We start from the raw sequence: 16,605 nt of genomic DNA, 5'->3' as shown, positions 1-16,605 counted from the left end.
CCAGCGTTATGTAGTGCGCGCTGCGGCATACTACATGATGAGTTGCGCTTGTGAAAATCAGACTAATAACGTCGTTCTGCGACCTCATGTCGCATTGCGGTCACATCGCGGAACGGGATGTTCTCAAAAAACCAATGGATTGTTCCAGTTAAATATCAAAAGTTGTACACATAAATACGGTTCGCCTGCCAGGGCACCGCTTGGCACGCACCCTCGCCACAAGTACACCGCACTGCAAGCCGATTTGGGCCCCTTGCCTATACTTGCCTTTCTATAACAAAAGTCATGACAAGAGGGCTGCGCCATGGACCATCTCGTACTCACTGTTTTCGCCCCGGACAAGCCCGGGCAGGTCGAGCGCATCGCCCAATGCATCGCCGAGCACGGTGGTAACTGGCTGGAAAGCCGTATGTCACGCATGGCCGGGCAGTTCGCCGGAATTTTGCGGGTGGGCGTGCCGGCGGAGGCTTACGACGAATTAGTCGATTCCCTACAAGCACTGTCGGCGCAGGGCATTCGCGTGCTGATTGCCGAAAGCGGCATCGAGCAATCCTGCACCTGGAAACCGATCGCCATGGAGCTGGTAGGCAATGATCGCCCCGGGATCGTGCGTGACATCACCCGGCTGCTGAGCGAGCAGGGCGTCAACCTTGAACGTTTGGTGACCGAAGTGCGCCCGGCACCGATGAGCAGCGAACCGCTGTTCCACGCCGAGGCGATTCTGGCGGTGCCGCTGACCTTGTCCCTGGACGTGCTGCAATCGCGTCTGGAAACCCTGGCCGATGATCTGATGGTCGAACTGGTGTTACGCACAGAGGTTTAAGGCGTATTCGGGTTATCCAGTTTTAACGTGCACCTGCCTGTGGATAACCTGTAGAGACCGGGCGCAGCGCCAGGCCGGCCGGGGCTTGCGGAGAACTGATCAAAAAACCGCCAGCATTCAGTGACTTGCGCACAAACGGCGGGGATCACGCTGTGGATAACCTTGGGAAGGAATGTTGCAGGCCACGATAACCGTGGCCTGCAAAGCTTTGTGCGTTTTTTGATCAGCTGCGTCGACGCAAACTGATCACGGCGTCGACGCTGTAAATGGCCAGACCCGCCCAGATAAAGATGAACGCGACCAGAGTGCTCGACGACAAGTGCTCGCCGAACAGCAATACTGCTTGCAGCAGCACCAGGGTTGGCGCCAGGTATTGCAGGAAGCCGATGGTGGTGTAGGGCAAATGGCGGGTGGCGGCGTTGAAGCACACCAGTGGTACCAGCGTGACCGGCCCGGCGGCGACCAGCCACCAAGCGGCCGAGGTGGTCCAGAACTCGGGTTGCGCGCTGGTCGCGGTCTGGTTGAACAACAGCCAGGCCACGGCGATGGGCACCAGCATCCAGGTTTCCACCACCAGCCCCGGCAGCGCCTTGACCGGCGCCTGCTTGCGGATCAATCCGTAGAAACCGAAGGTCAGCGCCAGCACCAGCGACACCCACGGCAAGCTGCCGACCTGCCACACCTGCTGCGCCACGCCGACCGCTGCCAGGCCGACGGCGATCCACTGCATGCGTCGCAGGCGTTCGCCGAGAATCAGCATCCCCAGCAGTACGTTGACCAGTGGGTTGATGTAGTAACCGAGGCTCGCTTCCAGCATGCGGCCGTTGTTCACCGACCACACGTAAGTCAGCCAGTTGGCTGCGATCAGCGTGCCGCTCAGGGCCAGGATCGCCAGACGCTTGGGGTTGTCCAGCAACTCGCGCAACCAGCCGGGATGCTTCCACACCATCAGCAACAAGGCGCCGAACAGCGCCGACCACAGCACCCGGTGAATGATGATTTCGACCGCCGGGACTTCGGCGATGGCTTTGAAATAGATCGGGAACAGGCCCCAGATGATGTAGGCACTGAGGCCCAGAATGTACCCGCGACGCGGGTTGGCGGCTTGCATGCAGAGTCCTTGCTTAGGCAGCTATCAAAGCAGGGATTGTAAGGAGATTTGTCGACGAATGCCTGAGCTGATTGGTCAGAAAAGTGTGAACACAGAACCCATGTGGGAGCGAGCTTGCTCGCGAATACGGACTGACATTCAACATTATGCTGACTGACATGACGCCTTCGCGAGCAAGCTCGCTCCCACAGGGTTCAGGTTTTAATCAGAAGAGTTTCAGGGGTTCTTCATTCAGCGCGGACAGTTGCTCACGCAATGCCAACACCTGATCGCCCCAATAACGCTCGGTGCCGAACCACGGAAAGCTGTGCGGGAACGCCGGGTCATCCCAACGCCGCGCCAGCCAGGCGCTGTAGTGCATCAGGCGCAGGGCGCGCAGCGGTTCGATCAGCGCCAGTTCACGCGGGTCGAAGTCATGGAATTCGTTGTAGCCGTCCATCAGTTCCGACAGTTGGCCGAGGCATTCCTGACGGTCGCCGGCCAGCATCATCCAGATGTCTTGTACCGCCGGCCCCATGCGGCAGTCGTCGAGGTCGACGATGTGGAACATCTCGTCGCGGCACATCATGTTGCCGGGGTGGCAGTCGCCGTGCATGCGGATGTTCTGGTGCGGCGTGGCGGCGTACACATCTTCCACGCGTTTGAGCAGGTCGCGGGCGACGGACTCGTAGGCGGGCAACAGGCTCTTGGGAATGAAGTTGCCTTCGAGCAGCGTGCTCAGCGAATCATGGCCGAAGTTTTTTACCCCCAGCGCTTCACGGTGCTCGAACGGCTTGGTTGCGCCGACCGCATGAATCCGTCCGAGCAACTGGCCGAGGCGATACAGCTGATCGAGATTGCCCGGCTCCGGGGCACGGCCGCCGCGACGGGGAAACAGGGTGAAACGGAAACCGGCGTGTTCGTGCAGGGTCTGGCCGTTGTGGATAAGTGGCGCAACCACCGGGATCTCGACGTCGGCCAGTTCGAAGGTGAACTGGTGTTCTTCGAGGATGGCTTCGTTGGTCCAGCGCTGCGGGCGGTAGAACTTGGCGATCAGCGGTTCGGAGTCTTCGATACCGACCTGATAGACACGGTTTTCGTAGCTGTTTAGCGCGAGGATGCGCGCATCGCTCAGGAACCCGATGCTTTCGACGGCATCGAGTACAAGGTCGGGAGTGAGGGTTTCAAACGGGTGGGCCATGCTGACTCCTGCGCGCAGCAGGCTGCTGCGTCCGGCCCGGCATGGTAGCGCAGATGGCAGCGGGGTAGTTGGTTGGTGTCTGATCGGTCCTTTCGCGAGCAAGCTCGCTCCCACAGTGGATCGCATTCCAAATGTGGGAGCGAGCTTGCTCGCGAAGGCGATGGATCAGGCGCCGACGATCCCGCCGTCCTCACGGGTAATCGCCATCACCGAAGAGCGCGGCTTGCCATTCGGCAAATGCTCGGGGAAGGTCGAACCGCCGTTCTCGCCCGGATGCTGAATCCCGACAAACAAGGTCTTCTGATCCGGCGAGAAGCTGATCCCGGTCACTTCACAACCAATCGGCCCGACCATGAAGCGGCGAATCTCGCCGGTTGCCGGATCAGCGCAAAGCATCTGGTTGTTGCCCATCCCGGCAAAGTCCCCGGCGTTGCTCGAGTCGCCGTCGGTAAGAATCCACAAGCGCCCGGCCTTGTCGAAACCCAGGCCGTCGGGGCTGTTGAACATGTTCTGCGGGGTGATGTTGGAGGAGCCACCCTTCGGCGTCCCGGCATGCACGCCCGGGTTGCCGGCGACCACGAACAGGTCCCAGGCAAACGTCTTCGACGCGTGATCGTCGCGGTCGGTGCGCCAGCGCAGGATCTGCCCGTAGACGTTCTTCTCGCGCGGGTTCGGGCCGCCCACCGGCTGGCCGTCTTCGCCGCGTTTGGCGTTGTTGGTCAGGGTGCAATAGACCTGGCCGTCCTTCGGACTGACGACGATCCATTCCGGGCGGTCCATGCGCGTCGCGCCAACGACACTGGCGGCGAGGCGGGCATGGATCAGCACTTCGGCCTGATCGGCGAAACCGCTGCTGGCGTCGATGCCGTTCTTGCCGTGGGTCAGTTCGATCCACTGGCCCTGGCCTTTCGGGTGATTGGGATTGCCGTCGCCGGCATCGAACTTGGCCACGTACAGGGTGCCGTGGTCGAGGATGTCGCGGTTAGCCTTGGCGTTGCGGTGGTTGATGCGATCGCGGCTGACGAATTTGTAGATGAACTCGCCACGCTCGTCGTCGCCCATGTACACCACGGCGCGACCGTCGTCGGTCTCGGCCAGGGCGGCGTTTTCATGTTTGAAGCGGCCCAGCGCGGTGCGTTTGACCGGGGTCGATTGCGGGTCGAACGGGTCGATCTCGACCACCCAGCCGTGACGGTTGAGTTCGTTGGGGTTCTTCGCCATGTCGAAACGCGGGTCAAACGGGTGCCAGTTGATCTCGCGGCTGGCGGCCGACACGCCGTAGCGTTTCTGCGCCGGGTCGAACTGCTGCTGGGCGTTGCTGCTGCCGAAGCAGTCGGTGAAGTTCTCTTCGCAGGTCAGGTAGGTGCCCCACGGCGTCTTGCCGTTGGCGCAGTTCTGGAACGTGCCGAGGACTTTCTTGCCGTGCTTGTCGGCGGCGGTTTTCATCAGATCGTGACCCGCGGCCGGGCCACTGATGCGCAGCGGTGAATTACCGTGAATCCGGCGGTTGTAACGCGAGCCCTGGACGAACTGCCACTGGCCGTTCTTGCGCTGCACTTCGATCACCGACACACCTTCGCAGGCCAGCGCCTTGCGCACGTCTTCGGCCGATTGCGGCATGCCGCCGTGCGGGTAGAGGTAGCGGTAGTTGGTGTATTCATTGTTGATTGCCATCAACGCGCGGTTTTTGTCGTCGGGGAAGGCGAACAGACTCATGCCGTCATTGTTGTCACCGAACTGCACTTCCTGTGCGGCAGCGGTGCCATTGCCGCTCGGGTCGAAGGCCGGCCCGTTCTTGTGCAGCGGCTGCCCCCAACTGATCAGCACCGAAGATTTGTAGCCCTTGGGCAGGCTGATAACGTCGGTGGTCGCGGCGGGAATGCTCTCGAAACCGAGCAGGCGACTGTTGCCGGCGCTGACGCTGGCTGCCATGACGCTGCGGCTCAGCAAGTTGCCGCCGAGGAACATCGCGGCACCGCACAAGGCCCCGGCGCTGATGAAACCGCGACGGCTGAGGCCGACCATTTTTTCCAGATCGGTGGATTGGTTTTCTTCTAATAGGCTCACATCAGGCTCCCTGCATGGTTTTGGCAGCAACCTTAATGGGGGGCGATGAAGCTTTTGTGGCAGAAGGTCCGTTACAGCGGCGTGCCGATCAATACATTGGACGGCGAGAACTGCACCTGCACCGGTTGCTCGATACCCAGCCCGCACGTGCGAAGGTGCAGCGGCTCAGCCAGCGCGCAGAGGGTGTGGCCGTTGGGCAGGGTAATGCGCACTTCGCTGGGGCCGTCTTCGGCGTCGAGAATGGCTTCGAGGGTGCCGCTCAGAAGATTGTGTCCAGATGTTGCAGCTTGATCCGGCGCGAGCAATTCAAGCCAGCCGGCCTTGATCAGTGCTACCACCTCCGTGCCCGGCTGCAGTTCCAGGTGCACAGTGCTGTCGTGGGTGATCTGCGCGTTGATCCACAGGCCTTCGGCCAGTTCCAGGCGAACCAGGTCGTTGCGGCCCTGCGCCTCGATCGCCACGACTTTGCCGTGCAACTGGTTGCGAGCGCTGGTGCGCAGCATCAGCCGACCGAGCAGATCGAGATCGCTGGCGTCTTCCGCCGCTTCCAGAACCTGTGCCTGCAAGGCTTGCAGTTTCTGGTAAAGGCGCAGCACGCGTTCGCCTTCACTGGACAGTTTCGCGCCGCCACCGCCCTTGCCACCGACGACGCGTTCGACCAGCGGTTTCTGCGCCAGGTTGTTCAGTTCATCAATGGCGTCCCACGCCGCTTTGTAACTCAGCCCGGCGCTTTTTGCGGCGCGGGTGATCGAACCCTGTTCGGCAATGTGTTGCAGCAGGGCGATGCGCTGCGGACGGCGGACGATGTGCTGGGACAACAGGGAAGGCATGGACATGAAAGGGCGCTTTTTTTGCTGTGGCGGTGAGGGGGGAAGTTGGTCGCTTGCAACGCCAGAGTCAAGTCGAGCCGAGAGCCCTTGTAGGAGTGTGCTGGCTTCAACTTCCGGGTTTCGGCGTGCGGGCCAGGCAATAGACATCGACCCGCGCAGCGCCTGCGTTGATCAGCAGACGCGCAAGCGTTTGAGCCGTCGCGCCAGTAGTCAGCACATCATCAACCAACGCCAAATGCCGGCCTTGTACCTGCGAATCTGGCACGAGTTCGAACGCATTGCGCAGATTACCTTTACGCGCCTTGGCGTCGAGATCCTGCTGGGCGTCGGTGTCCTTGATGCGGCGCAGAACCGTTTCTTCACACGGCAGCCCCAGCGACTGACTCAACCAGCGCGCCAACATCGCAGCCTGGTTGAACCCGCGTTGACGCAGACGTTTGTTCGCCAGCGGCACTGGCAACAACATATCCGGACGCGGCAACCCTTCATCGAAACGATGTTGCAGGTATTGTCCGGCAACGTCGGCGAGCAGGTGACCAAACGGCCATTTCGCGTTGTGTTTAAAGCGCGTAATCAAACTGTCGACCGGGAAGCCATAGCGCCACGGCACCACCACCTGTTCGAACGCCGGAGGCTCTAGCAGGCACTCTCCACAGGTCAGGTCAGCGGCGGAGAGTGGCAGGGCGCAGCGCTGGCAATGGTCGCCGAGCCATGGCAGTTCGGTTTCGCAGGCCACGCAGAGGGGCGTTTTTTCGTCTGCAGGCTCATCGCACAGTAAGCAGGTCTGTACGTTTTTTAAACAGATGTAAACCTGTCCTTTGTATCGTGGTTGACAGCGCATGACTCTTCCTTAAATATGCCGAACATCCGTGTAGCGCCTGTGGGTATTCCGTTTCCCCGGTCGCGAGCCAAGCATAACCAAGGAACTACCCATGAGCGCGAGCACTACTGCCACCCTGCGTCACGACTGGTCTCTGGCCGAAGTCAAAGCCCTCTTCGTACAGCCATTCAACGACTTGCTGTTCCAGGCGCAGACCGTGCACCGCGCACACTTCAACGCCAACCGCGTACAGGTTTCGACCCTGCTGTCGATCAAGACTGGCGCCTGCCCGGAAGACTGCAAGTACTGCCCACAGTCCGGTCACTACAACACCGGTCTGGAAAAAGAAAAGCTGATGGAAGTGCAGAAGGTTCTCGAAGAGGCCGCCCGCGCCAAAGCCATCGGCTCGACGCGCTTCTGCATGGGCGCGGCATGGAAACACCCGTCGGCCAAAGACATGCCGTACGTGCTGAAGATGGTCGAAGGCGTGAAAGCCATGGGCCTGGAAACCTGCATGACCCTCGGTCGTCTCGATCAGGAGCAGACCGCAGCGCTGGCCAAGGCCGGTCTCGATTACTACAACCACAACCTCGACACCTCGCCTGAGTTCTACGGCAGCATCATCACCACCCGTACTTACAGCGAGCGCCTGCAGACCCTGGCCTACGTGCGTGAGTCGGGAATGAAGATCTGCTCCGGCGGTATTCTCGGCATGGGCGAGTCGCTGGACGACCGCGCCAATCTGCTGATCCAGTTGGCCAACCTGCCGGAGCATCCGGAATCGGTGCCGATCAACATGCTGGTGAAGGTCGCCGGCACGCCGCTGGAAAACGCCGACGATGTTGATCCGTTCGACTTCATCCGTATGCTCGCCGTAGCGCGCATCCTCATGCCGCAATCCCACGTGCGCCTGTCCGCCGGCCGCGAAGCGATGAACGAGCAGATGCAGGCCCTGGCGTTCTTCGCCGGCGCCAACTCGATTTTCTACGGCGACAAGTTGCTGACGACGGCCAACCCGCAGGCCGACAAGGACATGCAACTGTTCGCACGTCTGGGCATTCAACCGGAAGCGCGCGAAGAGCATTCCGATGAAGTGCACCAGGCGGCGATCGAGCAGGCGCTGGTGGAGCAGAAGAGCAGCGAGCAGTTCTATAACGCTGCGGTCTGATTTTTTTGATGCGATACAAAACCCTGTGGGAGCTGGCGCGCCAGCGATAGCGGACTGAATGGCGACATCTATGTCGAATGTGCCGCCGCCATCGCTGGCGAACCAGCTCCCACAGGCGCTGTGTCCATCGTGATTCATGTGATCTGACTGTCGAGGCCTGCATGTCTTTCGATCTCGCCGCACGCCTTGCTGCCCGTCGTGCCGAAAATCTCTATCGCCAGCGACCGCTGCTCGAGTCCCCGCAAGGGCCTGAAGTGGTGGTCGACGGCCAGCCGTTGCTGGCGTTCTGTAACAACGATTACCTGGGCCTGGCCAATCACCCGCAGGTGATCGAAGCCTGGCGTGCCGGCGCCGCGCGTTGGGGCGTGGGGGGCGGGGCGTCGCATCTGGTGATCGGCCATAGCGCCCCGCACCATGCCCTCGAAGAAGCGCTCGCCGATCTCACCGGTCGCCCGCGTGCGCTGCTGTTCACCACCGGTTACATGGCCAACCTCGGCGCGGTCACGGCGCTGGTCGGGCAGGGTGATACGGTGCTGGAAGACCGCCTCAACCACGCCTCGTTGCTGGATGCGGGGCTGTTGTCCGGCGCGCGCTTCAATCGTTATCTGCACAACGATGCCGACAGCCTGGCCAAGCGTCTGGAGAAAGCCACCGGCAATACGCTGGTGGTCACCGATGGCGTGTTCAGCATGGACGGTGATATTGCCGACCTGCCCGCACTGGCCCGTGAAGCCAAAGCCAAAGGCGCGTGGTTGATGGTCGATGATGCCCACGGTTTCGGGCCGCTGGGCGCGAACGGCGGCGGCATCGTCGAGCATTTCGGTTTGAGCCAGGAGGATGTGCCGGTGTTGGTCGGCACCCTCGGCAAAGCCTTCGGCACCGCCGGCGCCTTTGTTGCCGGCAGCGCGGAGCTGATCGAAAGCCTGATCCAGTTCGCCCGGCCCTACATCTACACCACCAGCCAGCCGCCCGCGCTGGCCTGCGCCACGCTGAAAAGTCTGGAGCTGCTGCGCACCGAGCACTGGCGCCGCGAGCATCTTCAAACGTTGATCCGCCAGTTCCGCCACGGTGCCGGGCAGATCGGCCTGCAACTGATGGACAGTTTCACCCCGATCCAGCCGATTCTGATCGGCGATGCCGGTCGCGCCGTGCGCCTGTCGCAGATGTTGCGCGAACGTGGACTGATGGTCACCGCCATTCGTCCACCGACCGTGCCTGCTGGCAGCGCTCGGCTGCGCGTCACCCTGACCGCCGCCCACAGCGAGGCGCAGGTGCAGCTATTGTTAGAAGGACTGGCGGATTGCTTTGCCCAATTGTCGTCGGAGCCAAGCCATGCGTAATCGTCTGATTCTGTTGCCCGGCTGGGGCCTCGGCGTTTCGCCGCTGGAACCTTTGGCGGCGGCGTTGCAGGGCCTCGATGAACATTTGCATGTCGAGATCGAACCGTTGCCAGAGCTGGACTCCAGTGACCCGCAAGACTGGCTCGACGAACTCGATGAGCGCATCGCGCAAGACGTCTGGCTCGGCGGTTGGTCGCTGGGCGGCATGCTCGCGTCCGAACTGGCGGCGCGCCGTGGCGAACGGTGCTGCGGGTTGCTGACGCTGGCGAGCAATCCATGCTTCGTTGTCCATGAGCAATGGTCGAGCGCAATGCCGGGCGAGACGTTCGATGCCTTTCTCGCTGGCTGTAATGCCGACCCGCGCACCACCCTCAAACGCTTCTCGCTGTTGTGTGCCCAAGGCGCGCAGGACCCGCGCGGTCTGTCCCGGTTGATGCTCGGTGGCGCGCCGCACACCGCTGCGCCTGCATTAATGGCCGGGCTGGAATTGCTCGCGCAACTGGACACCCGCGAAGCGTTGCAAAGCTTTCGCGGGCCGCAGTTTCATCTGTTTGCCGGCCTCGACGCATTGGTACCGGCCGAGGCGGCGGGCGCATTGTTCGCCCTGCTGCCGGATATCGAAATTGGTCTGATCGAACAGGCCAGCCACGGATTTCTGCTGGAAGACCCGCACGGAGTAGCGGGTGCGATCCAGGCGTTTTTACATGAGTGCGCCGATGACTGATCTGTCTCTTGTGCTGCCGGGGGGCTTGCCTGACAAGCGCCAGGTTGCAGCCTCCTTTTCCCGTGCAGCGGCCAGTTACGACAGCGTCGCCGAGTTGCAACGGGATGTCGGTGCGCAGTTGCTGCGGCGCTTGCCGGTAAATTTTGTCCCGTCGCGCTGGCTGGATGTGGGCTGTGGTACCGGGTATTTCACTCGCGCACTGGCCGAGCGCTTTGTCGCCGGTCACGGCGTGGCGCTGGACATTGCCGAGGGCATGCTCACTCACGCCCGGCCGTTGGGTGGCGCTCAGCACTTCATTGCCGGTGATGCGGAGCGTCTGCCGCTGCACGATGAAACCTGCGATCTGATCTTCTCCAGCCTCGCCGTGCAGTGGTGTGCGGATTTTGAAGCGGTGCTCGGTGAAGCGTTTCGCGTGCTCAAACCCGGCGGGATTTTTGCGTTTGCTAGTCTTTGTGTCGGGACGCTGTTTGAGTTGCGCGACAGCTGGCGTCAGGTCGATGGCCTGGTGCACGTCAACCGCTTCCGCGAGTTCGCCCGGTATGAGCAGTTGTGCGCAGCCAGCGGTTTGCGCACGGCGAGTCTGCAGACTCAGGCGCACGTGCTGCATTACCCGGATGTGCGCAGCCTGACCCATGAGCTCAAGGCATTGGGTGCGCACAATCTGAATCCCGGCCGGCCGGGCGGTTTGACCGGGCGGGCGCGGATTCTCGGACTGGTCGAGGCTTACGAGCAGTACCGTCAGGCACAGGGATTGCCGGCGACCTATCAAGTGGTTTACGCCGTGTTGGAGAAACCCTTATGAGCGCAGCCTATTTCATCACCGGAACGGACACGGATGTGGGCAAGACCACCGTGGCTGCCGGGTTGCTGCATGCGGCGCGGTCAGCAGGGTTGAGTACGGCGGCGGGCAAACCGGTGGCGTCCGGCTGCGAGGTGACGCCGAAGGGGTTGCGTAATGCCGACGCCCTGGCGCTGCTCGCCGAGTGTTCGGTGCCGCTGAGTTATCAACAGGTCAATCCGGTCGCGTTCGAGCCGGCCATTGCTCCGCATCTGGCGGCGCGCGAGGCGGGCGTTGCGCTGACGGTGCAGTCGTTGCTGACGCCGATGCGCGCCATTCTGGCCATGAACGCCGACTTCACCTTGATCGAAGGTGCGGGCGGCTGGCGGGTGCCGTTGGCTGATCAGGACAATCTGTCCGATCTGGCGATTGCATTGAAGTTGCCGGTGATTCTGGTGGTCGGCGTGCGGTTGGGGTGCATCAGCCATGCATTGCTGACGGCCGAGGCGATTGCCCGCGATGGTCTGCAACTGGCGGGGTGGGTGGCGAATATCATCGACCCGAAGACTTCCCGGCTGGAGGAGAACCTTGCCACGCTGGCCGAGCGGATTCCGGCGCCGTGCCTGGGGCGGGTGCCCAAGCTCAAGGCGTTGAGTGCCGAAGCGGTGGCGGAGCATTTGCAACTGGATCTGCTCGACTAGGCTTAGCCCATGAAGGCTGGCTATGAGCAGGCACTGTGCCATTAGTGTTTTTGACGGGTGTTTTTCTGGCGCGTCTGATTCAATGGCGCCTATTGATCCTTCCCAAGGATGAGCGCTTTCATGGAAATCTCCGGTAACACAGCTTTTTATGCAGGTTTGAGCTCGATTCAGACCGGGCAGAATCGTGTCGATCAGGCAGCCAGCCAGATCGCCAGCAGCACCATTGAGCGCTCGGTGACCAGCCAGTCGTCCGAAGTTCAGGTCGATCGCCTGCGTGGTGTCGATCGTTCGCAGCAGTCGGATCTGGCCAGCAATATGGTCGAGATGTCACAAGGCAAGATTCAGGCGGAGCTGGGCGTCAAAGTCGCCAAGGCTTCCGATGAAATGCTCGGTACGATCATCGATACGTTTGCCTGATTTTTTGCTGCATGCCTGAACAACGCCGCGCCTTGTCGCGGCGTTTTGCGTTGTAAGTCCTTCTTCCTCAACTAATCTTTTTTCAGTACCTGTGGCGCGTTGGCGTCCATGGCGGTTTGCTGTGTCTGGCGTTTGAAAGAAGGGAAGACGAACGGCAAAAGATCGACGCTTGACAAGATTTCGGCGTAAACGTATGTTTCAAACAACTGTTTGACCGTCACAACAAATCAACACGGTCGTTCATTCCCGGTTACATCAGCAGAGGTTTATCGCTATGCCTGACTACAAGGCCCCCTTGCGTGATATTCGCTTCGTTCGTGACGAACTGCTCGGCTACGAAGCGCACTATCAGAGCCTTCCGGCTTGCGCAGACGCAACTCCAGACATGGTTGACGCCATTCTCGAAGAAGGCGCCAAGTTTTGTGAGCAGGTACTGGCACCGCTGAACCGTGTGGGCGACCTCGAAGGTTGCACCTGGAGCGAGTCCGGCGTGAAAACCCCGACGGGCTTCAAAGAGGCGTACAAGCAATTCGTTGAAGGCGGCTGGCCAAGCCTGGCGCATGACGTCGAGCACGGTGGTCAAGGCCTGCCGGAGTCGCTGGGTCTGGCCGTCAGCGAAATGGTCGGTGAAGCCAACTGGTCGTGGGGCATGTACCCAGGCCTGTCGCACGGTGCGATGAACACCATCTCCGAGCACGGCACCCCTGAGCAGCAAGAAGCCTATCTGACCAAACTGGTTTCCGGCGAATGGACCGGCACCATGTGCCTGACCGAACCGCACTGCGGCACCGACCTGGGCATGCTGCGCACCAAGGCCGAACCTCAGGCCGACGGTTCCTACAAAGTTTCCGGCACCAAGATTTTCATCTCGGCCGGCGAACACGACATGGCCGACAACATCGTCCACATCGTGCTGGCTCGTCTGCCGGATGCACCGGCTGGCACCAAAGGCATTTCCCTGTTCATCGTTCCAAAGTTCCTGCCGAATGCCGATGGCACCCTCGGTGCACGCAACGCCGTGAGCTGCGGTTCGCTGGAACACAAGATGGGCATCCACGGCAACGCCACTTGCGTGATGAACTTCGACGGCGCCACCGGTTTCCTGATCGGCCCGGCGAACAAAGGCCTGAACTGCATGTTCACCTTTATGAACACCGCACGTCTGGGGACCGCGCTGCAGGGACTGGCCCACGCCGAAATCGGCTTCCAGGGTGGTCTGAAATACGCTCGTGATCGTTTGCAAATGCGCTCCCTGACTGGCCCGAAAGCGCCGGACAAAGCTGCCGACCCGATCATCGTGCACCCTGACGTACGTCGCATGCTGTTGACCATGAAGGCATTCGCCGAAGGCAACCGCGCGATGGTGTACTTCACCGCCAAACAGGTCGACATCGTCAAATACGGCGTCGATGAAGAAGAGAAGAAGAAGGCCGATGCGCTGCTGGCGTTCATGACGCCAATCGCCAAGGCGTTCATGACCGAAGTCGGTTTCGAAGCAGCCAACCACGGCGTGCAGATCTACGGCGGTCACGGTTTCATCGCCGAATGGGGCATGGAGCAGAACGTTCGCGACAGCCGCATTTCGATGCTGTACGAAGGCACCACCGGTATCCAGGCACTCGACCTGCTGGGCCGTAAAGTGCTGATGACCCAAGGCGAGGCTCTGAAAGGCTTCACCAAGATCGTCCACAAGTTCTGCCAGAACAACGAAGGCAACGAAGCCGTCAAAGAATTCGTTGCACCGCTGGCTGCACTGAACAAAGAGTGGGGCGAGCTGACCATGAAGGTCGGTATGGCCGCCATGAAAGATCGCGAAGAAGTCGGCGCGGCCTCCGTGGACTACCTGATGTACTCCGGTTACGCCTGCCTGGCCTACTTCTGGGCCGACATGGCGCGTCTGGCAGCCGAGAAGCTGGCAGAAGGCACTGGCGACGCAGCGTTCTACACCGCCAAGCTGCAAACCGCGCGCTTCTACTTCCAGCGCATCCTGCCACGTACCCGTACTCACGTGGCCACCATGCTGTCGGGCGCCAACAACCTGATGGACATGAAAGAAGAAGACTTCGCACTGGGCTACTAAGCCTTAACGCGGTCGCTTGAAAAACCGCTGCTCCTTTAGGGGCAGCGGTTTTTTTTTGCGCTGAATTCATCCCCAACTCTGGGGGCGATTCCCCAGCAGAAACGGTGGCTGTCAGCGCACGGCCCTCTGCGTTTATTGATGCAAAATGTTTCTACAGGAGCTGGCCAATTAATTGCACTGCGCCCATTAACCGGCGCAAACGAGACATCCAGTCCTGCTCCACGACGCCTCTCGCCCGGCAAAACGCATAACAACAACGTCAGGGTGAAGCACATGAACATCTGCCGACTTGTCTGGTCAGCCCTTGCACTCGCCACTTTCAACACGCTGGCCGCTGCACCGGCCGAAGTCGATTCGCCCGTCCCGGAAATACCCGGCCTGCAGTCCTTGCGGGGCATGGTTCCGCCCGACCCATCCGGAACCGAGGGCGGGCGCAAGGTTGACCTGATGAGCGACTACGTGCTCAACCGCTCCGCGGCGATCCTGCTGGGCAAGGCGCTGTTCTGGGACATGGAAGTCGGCAGCGATGGCGCCACGGCGTGTGCGTCCTGCCACTACCACGCCGGCGTCGATCACCGCATCACCAACCAGCTCAACCCCGGTCAGGCGCACACCAATGCCAACGTCGCCTCGATCTTCAACAAACCCTTTGTCGCCTCGGATATTCCCGGCGACGTGGCGTCTTACGCGACGTTGTCCGGCGGCAAGGGCGGGCCGAACTACACGTTGAAAAAGAGCGATTTCCCGACCCACGTATTGAGCAACCCACTGGATCGCAACTCGCCGATTATTTACTCGAGCGATGACGTGGTCGGCTCGCAAGGCGTGTTCGATGCCAACTTCGTCAAACCCAATCAGCCGCGATTCGACAAATGCACGCAGCAACCGGACGGCATCTTTCAGGTCGGCGGCATCAATGTACGACGCAGCACCGGGCGTAATGCGCCGTCGGTGATCAATGCGGCGTTCAACGTGCGCAATTTCTGGGACGGGCGGGCCAACAACGTGTTCAACGGTTTTTCGCCGTTCGGCAATCGTGATCCCGATGCCGGCATTTACGTGACCAGCGAGCGCAACCCCGTGGCGACCAAAGTCAGACTCGCACTCAACAATGCCTCTGCCGCTTCGCAAGCGGTAGGCCCACCTGGCAGCGCGGTGGAAATGTCCTGCGGCGGTCGCACCTTTGCCGACATCGGCCGACGCATGCTCGACCAGTTGATGCTCAAGCAACAGCGGATTTCCTCCAGCGACTCCGTGCTCGCGCCCGTATCCGGTGCGCGGCGTCCGACTTATCGCGAGCTGATCAAGAATGCTTTTCAGCCACGCCTGTGGAATGCCACGCAAAACGTGCTGGTCGGCGGCGCGCCGTACACGCAGATGGAGGCCAATTTCCCGCTGTTCTTCGGTCTGGCGATTCAGATGTACGAATCGACATTGATCTCTGATCAGGCGCCGATCGACGCCTACCTGCAGGGCGACTCAACCGCGATGAGCGCGCAGCAAGTCGAGGGCATGAACCTGTTCCTCGGCAAGGGCAAATGCGTCAATTGCCATGGGGGCCCGGAGCTGACCAATGCTGCCAGCCGCTTGCTGATGCATCCGCGCGAACGCATCGAACGCATGGTCATGGCCGATAACCTGACCACGCTCTACGACAACGGCTTCTACAACACCGGCGTGCGCCCGACCTCCGAAGACCTGGCCCTCGGTGGCTCGGATGCCTGGGGCAATCCATGGTCGTTCAGCCGTCAGTACAACAAGGTGTTGCAGGGCGCCAGCATTCCCGATCCGTTGGACCTCGACGTGTGCACCTTCGAAGCGCCACTCAGCGCAGCGATCCCGTGCGACGCCTCGCTCAAACCCAATGTCGGCTTCCGCGATTCGGTCGATGGCGCCTTCAAAACCCCGACCCTGCGTAATATTGCGTTGACCGGCCCGTACTTCCACAACGGCAGCCGCGCCACACTCAAGCAGGTGATGGAGTTCTACAACCGTGGCGGCGACCGCCGTGGCGAGGACGCCAACAACACCAGCGGCTTCGAACATCCGGCGGCGAATCAGCACAACACCTCGAATCTTGATCCGGACATGACCAGCCTCAACCTGACGCCTGAGGAGATCGACGCACTGGTGAAATTCATGGAAGTCGGCCTGACCGATCCGCGCGTGGCGTGGGAGCGGGCGCCGTTCGATCATCCGTCGCTGGTCCTGCCACAAGGTGAGATCGGTGACGAAAACGCCGTAACCCAACGGCCAGCCAGCCCGAAAGTCACCACCCGCCAAGCTTCGGACGCGTTGTTCTCGCTCAAGCCCTATGGCGCCGAAGGGCGCAGCCCGGCGGAGGGGCCGCTACTGCCGTTCTACAACGATCTTTGAGGGATAATTCCAGGCCTGGCCATCAGTCATGATGGCCATCGGCTCGCTGGAGGCAAAAAACTTGGCAAATCGCTCAGATAGTCAGGTTTTCTGCCGTTAAAGAGACTGCATGTGATCTGGATCACAATGCGTGTGCTTAACTGGCCACATTGCAGGCACAATGCCATCTCTTTGATATGACGGGTCGGAG

Annotated in this window: 14 protein-coding genes; 9 read left to right on the top strand and 5 right to left on the bottom strand. The window is 61.0% G+C overall.

From position 1 onward, the window contains the following. The first annotated feature begins 304 nt into the window (after positions 1 to 304). Positions 305 to 823, top strand: a complete 519-nt coding sequence (locus tag ACXX9E_RS02985; RefSeq protein ID WP_123469342.1) for a glycine cleavage system transcriptional repressor — start codon at positions 305 to 307, stop codon at positions 821 to 823. A gap of 223 nt (positions 824 to 1,046) precedes the next feature. Here ACXX9E_RS02985 and rarD read toward each other — a convergent pair whose 3' ends face one another. The 5 genes from rarD to ACXX9E_RS02960 form a co-directional block, all read right to left on the bottom strand. After that, positions 1,047 to 1,934: an EamA family transporter RarD gene (gene rarD / locus ACXX9E_RS02980; protein WP_458555010.1), complete on the bottom strand. Its 888-nt coding sequence runs from the start codon at positions 1,932 to 1,934 to the stop codon at positions 1,047 to 1,049. Positions 1,935 to 2,139: 205 nt separating this feature from the next. Continuing rightward, complete coding sequence (locus tag ACXX9E_RS02975; protein ID WP_123469338.1) at positions 2,140 to 3,114, bottom strand: serine/threonine protein kinase; 975 nt, start codon at positions 3,112 to 3,114, stop codon at positions 2,140 to 2,142. 165 nt (positions 3,115 to 3,279) lie between these two features. Further along, positions 3,280 to 5,181: a PhoX family protein gene (locus ACXX9E_RS02970; protein WP_458555009.1), complete on the bottom strand. Its 1,902-nt coding sequence runs from the start codon at positions 5,179 to 5,181 to the stop codon at positions 3,280 to 3,282. 71 nt (positions 5,182 to 5,252) lie between these two features. Next, complete coding sequence (locus ACXX9E_RS02965) at positions 5,253 to 6,017, bottom strand: TOBE domain-containing protein (RefSeq protein WP_123469334.1); 765 nt, start codon at positions 6,015 to 6,017, stop codon at positions 5,253 to 5,255. 100 nt (positions 6,018 to 6,117) lie between these two features. Beyond that, the gene (locus ACXX9E_RS02960) at positions 6,118 to 6,852 is read right to left on the bottom strand and encodes a double zinc ribbon domain-containing protein (RefSeq protein WP_458555008.1); all 735 of its coding nucleotides are present in this window, start codon (positions 6,850 to 6,852) and stop codon (positions 6,118 to 6,120) included. A 91-nt stretch (positions 6,853 to 6,943) separates the two neighbouring features. Between ACXX9E_RS02960 and bioB the strand changes: the two genes are divergently transcribed. From bioB to ACXX9E_RS02920, 8 genes are all read left to right on the top strand, one after another. Beyond that, positions 6,944 to 7,999: a biotin synthase BioB gene (gene bioB / locus ACXX9E_RS02955; RefSeq protein ID WP_128616182.1), complete on the top strand. Its 1,056-nt coding sequence runs from the start codon at positions 6,944 to 6,946 to the stop codon at positions 7,997 to 7,999. A gap of 161 nt (positions 8,000 to 8,160) precedes the next feature. Continuing rightward, a complete protein-coding gene (bioF, locus tag ACXX9E_RS02950) occupies positions 8,161 to 9,339 on the top strand; it encodes an 8-amino-7-oxononanoate synthase (protein WP_123469328.1) in 1,179 nt (392 codons plus the stop codon). Beyond that, positions 9,332 to 10,063 carry an alpha/beta fold hydrolase gene (locus tag ACXX9E_RS02945; RefSeq protein ID WP_458555007.1) on the top strand — a complete coding sequence of 244 codons (732 nt, stop codon included), beginning with the start codon at positions 9,332 to 9,334 and terminating at the stop codon, positions 10,061 to 10,063. The genes bioF and ACXX9E_RS02945 overlap by 8 nt, the downstream gene beginning before the upstream one ends. Then, the gene (bioC, locus tag ACXX9E_RS02940) at positions 10,056 to 10,865 is read left to right on the top strand and encodes a malonyl-ACP O-methyltransferase BioC (protein WP_123469324.1); all 810 of its coding nucleotides are present in this window, start codon (positions 10,056 to 10,058) and stop codon (positions 10,863 to 10,865) included. The genes ACXX9E_RS02945 and bioC overlap by 8 nt, the downstream gene beginning before the upstream one ends. Continuing rightward, entirely contained in the window at positions 10,862 to 11,542 is a 681-nt protein-coding gene (gene bioD / locus ACXX9E_RS02935) for a dethiobiotin synthase (RefSeq protein WP_123469322.1), read from the top strand. Before bioC ends, bioD begins: the two co-directional genes overlap by 4 nt. 120 nt (positions 11,543 to 11,662) lie before the next feature. Then, positions 11,663 to 11,959 (top strand): pyrroloquinoline quinone biosynthesis protein PqqE, encoded by a 297-nt coding sequence (locus tag ACXX9E_RS02930; RefSeq protein ID WP_123469320.1) that lies wholly within the window; start codon positions 11,663 to 11,665, stop codon positions 11,957 to 11,959. A gap of 274 nt (positions 11,960 to 12,233) precedes the next feature. Next, positions 12,234 to 14,039, top strand: coding sequence for a phenylacyl-CoA dehydrogenase (locus ACXX9E_RS02925; RefSeq protein ID WP_123469318.1), 1,806 nt, complete (start codon positions 12,234 to 12,236; stop codon positions 14,037 to 14,039). Between the two features lie 273 nt (positions 14,040 to 14,312). Next, positions 14,313 to 16,415 carry a cytochrome-c peroxidase gene (locus ACXX9E_RS02920; protein WP_458555006.1) on the top strand — a complete coding sequence of 701 codons (2,103 nt, stop codon included), beginning with the start codon at positions 14,313 to 14,315 and terminating at the stop codon, positions 16,413 to 16,415. Positions 16,416 to 16,605 lie beyond the last annotated feature (190 nt).

This window comes from Pseudomonas sp. GNP014, assembly GCF_054344005.1.
The sequence above is the reverse complement of the archived record's forward strand: the minus strand, read 5'-3'. Positions and strand labels throughout refer to the sequence as shown.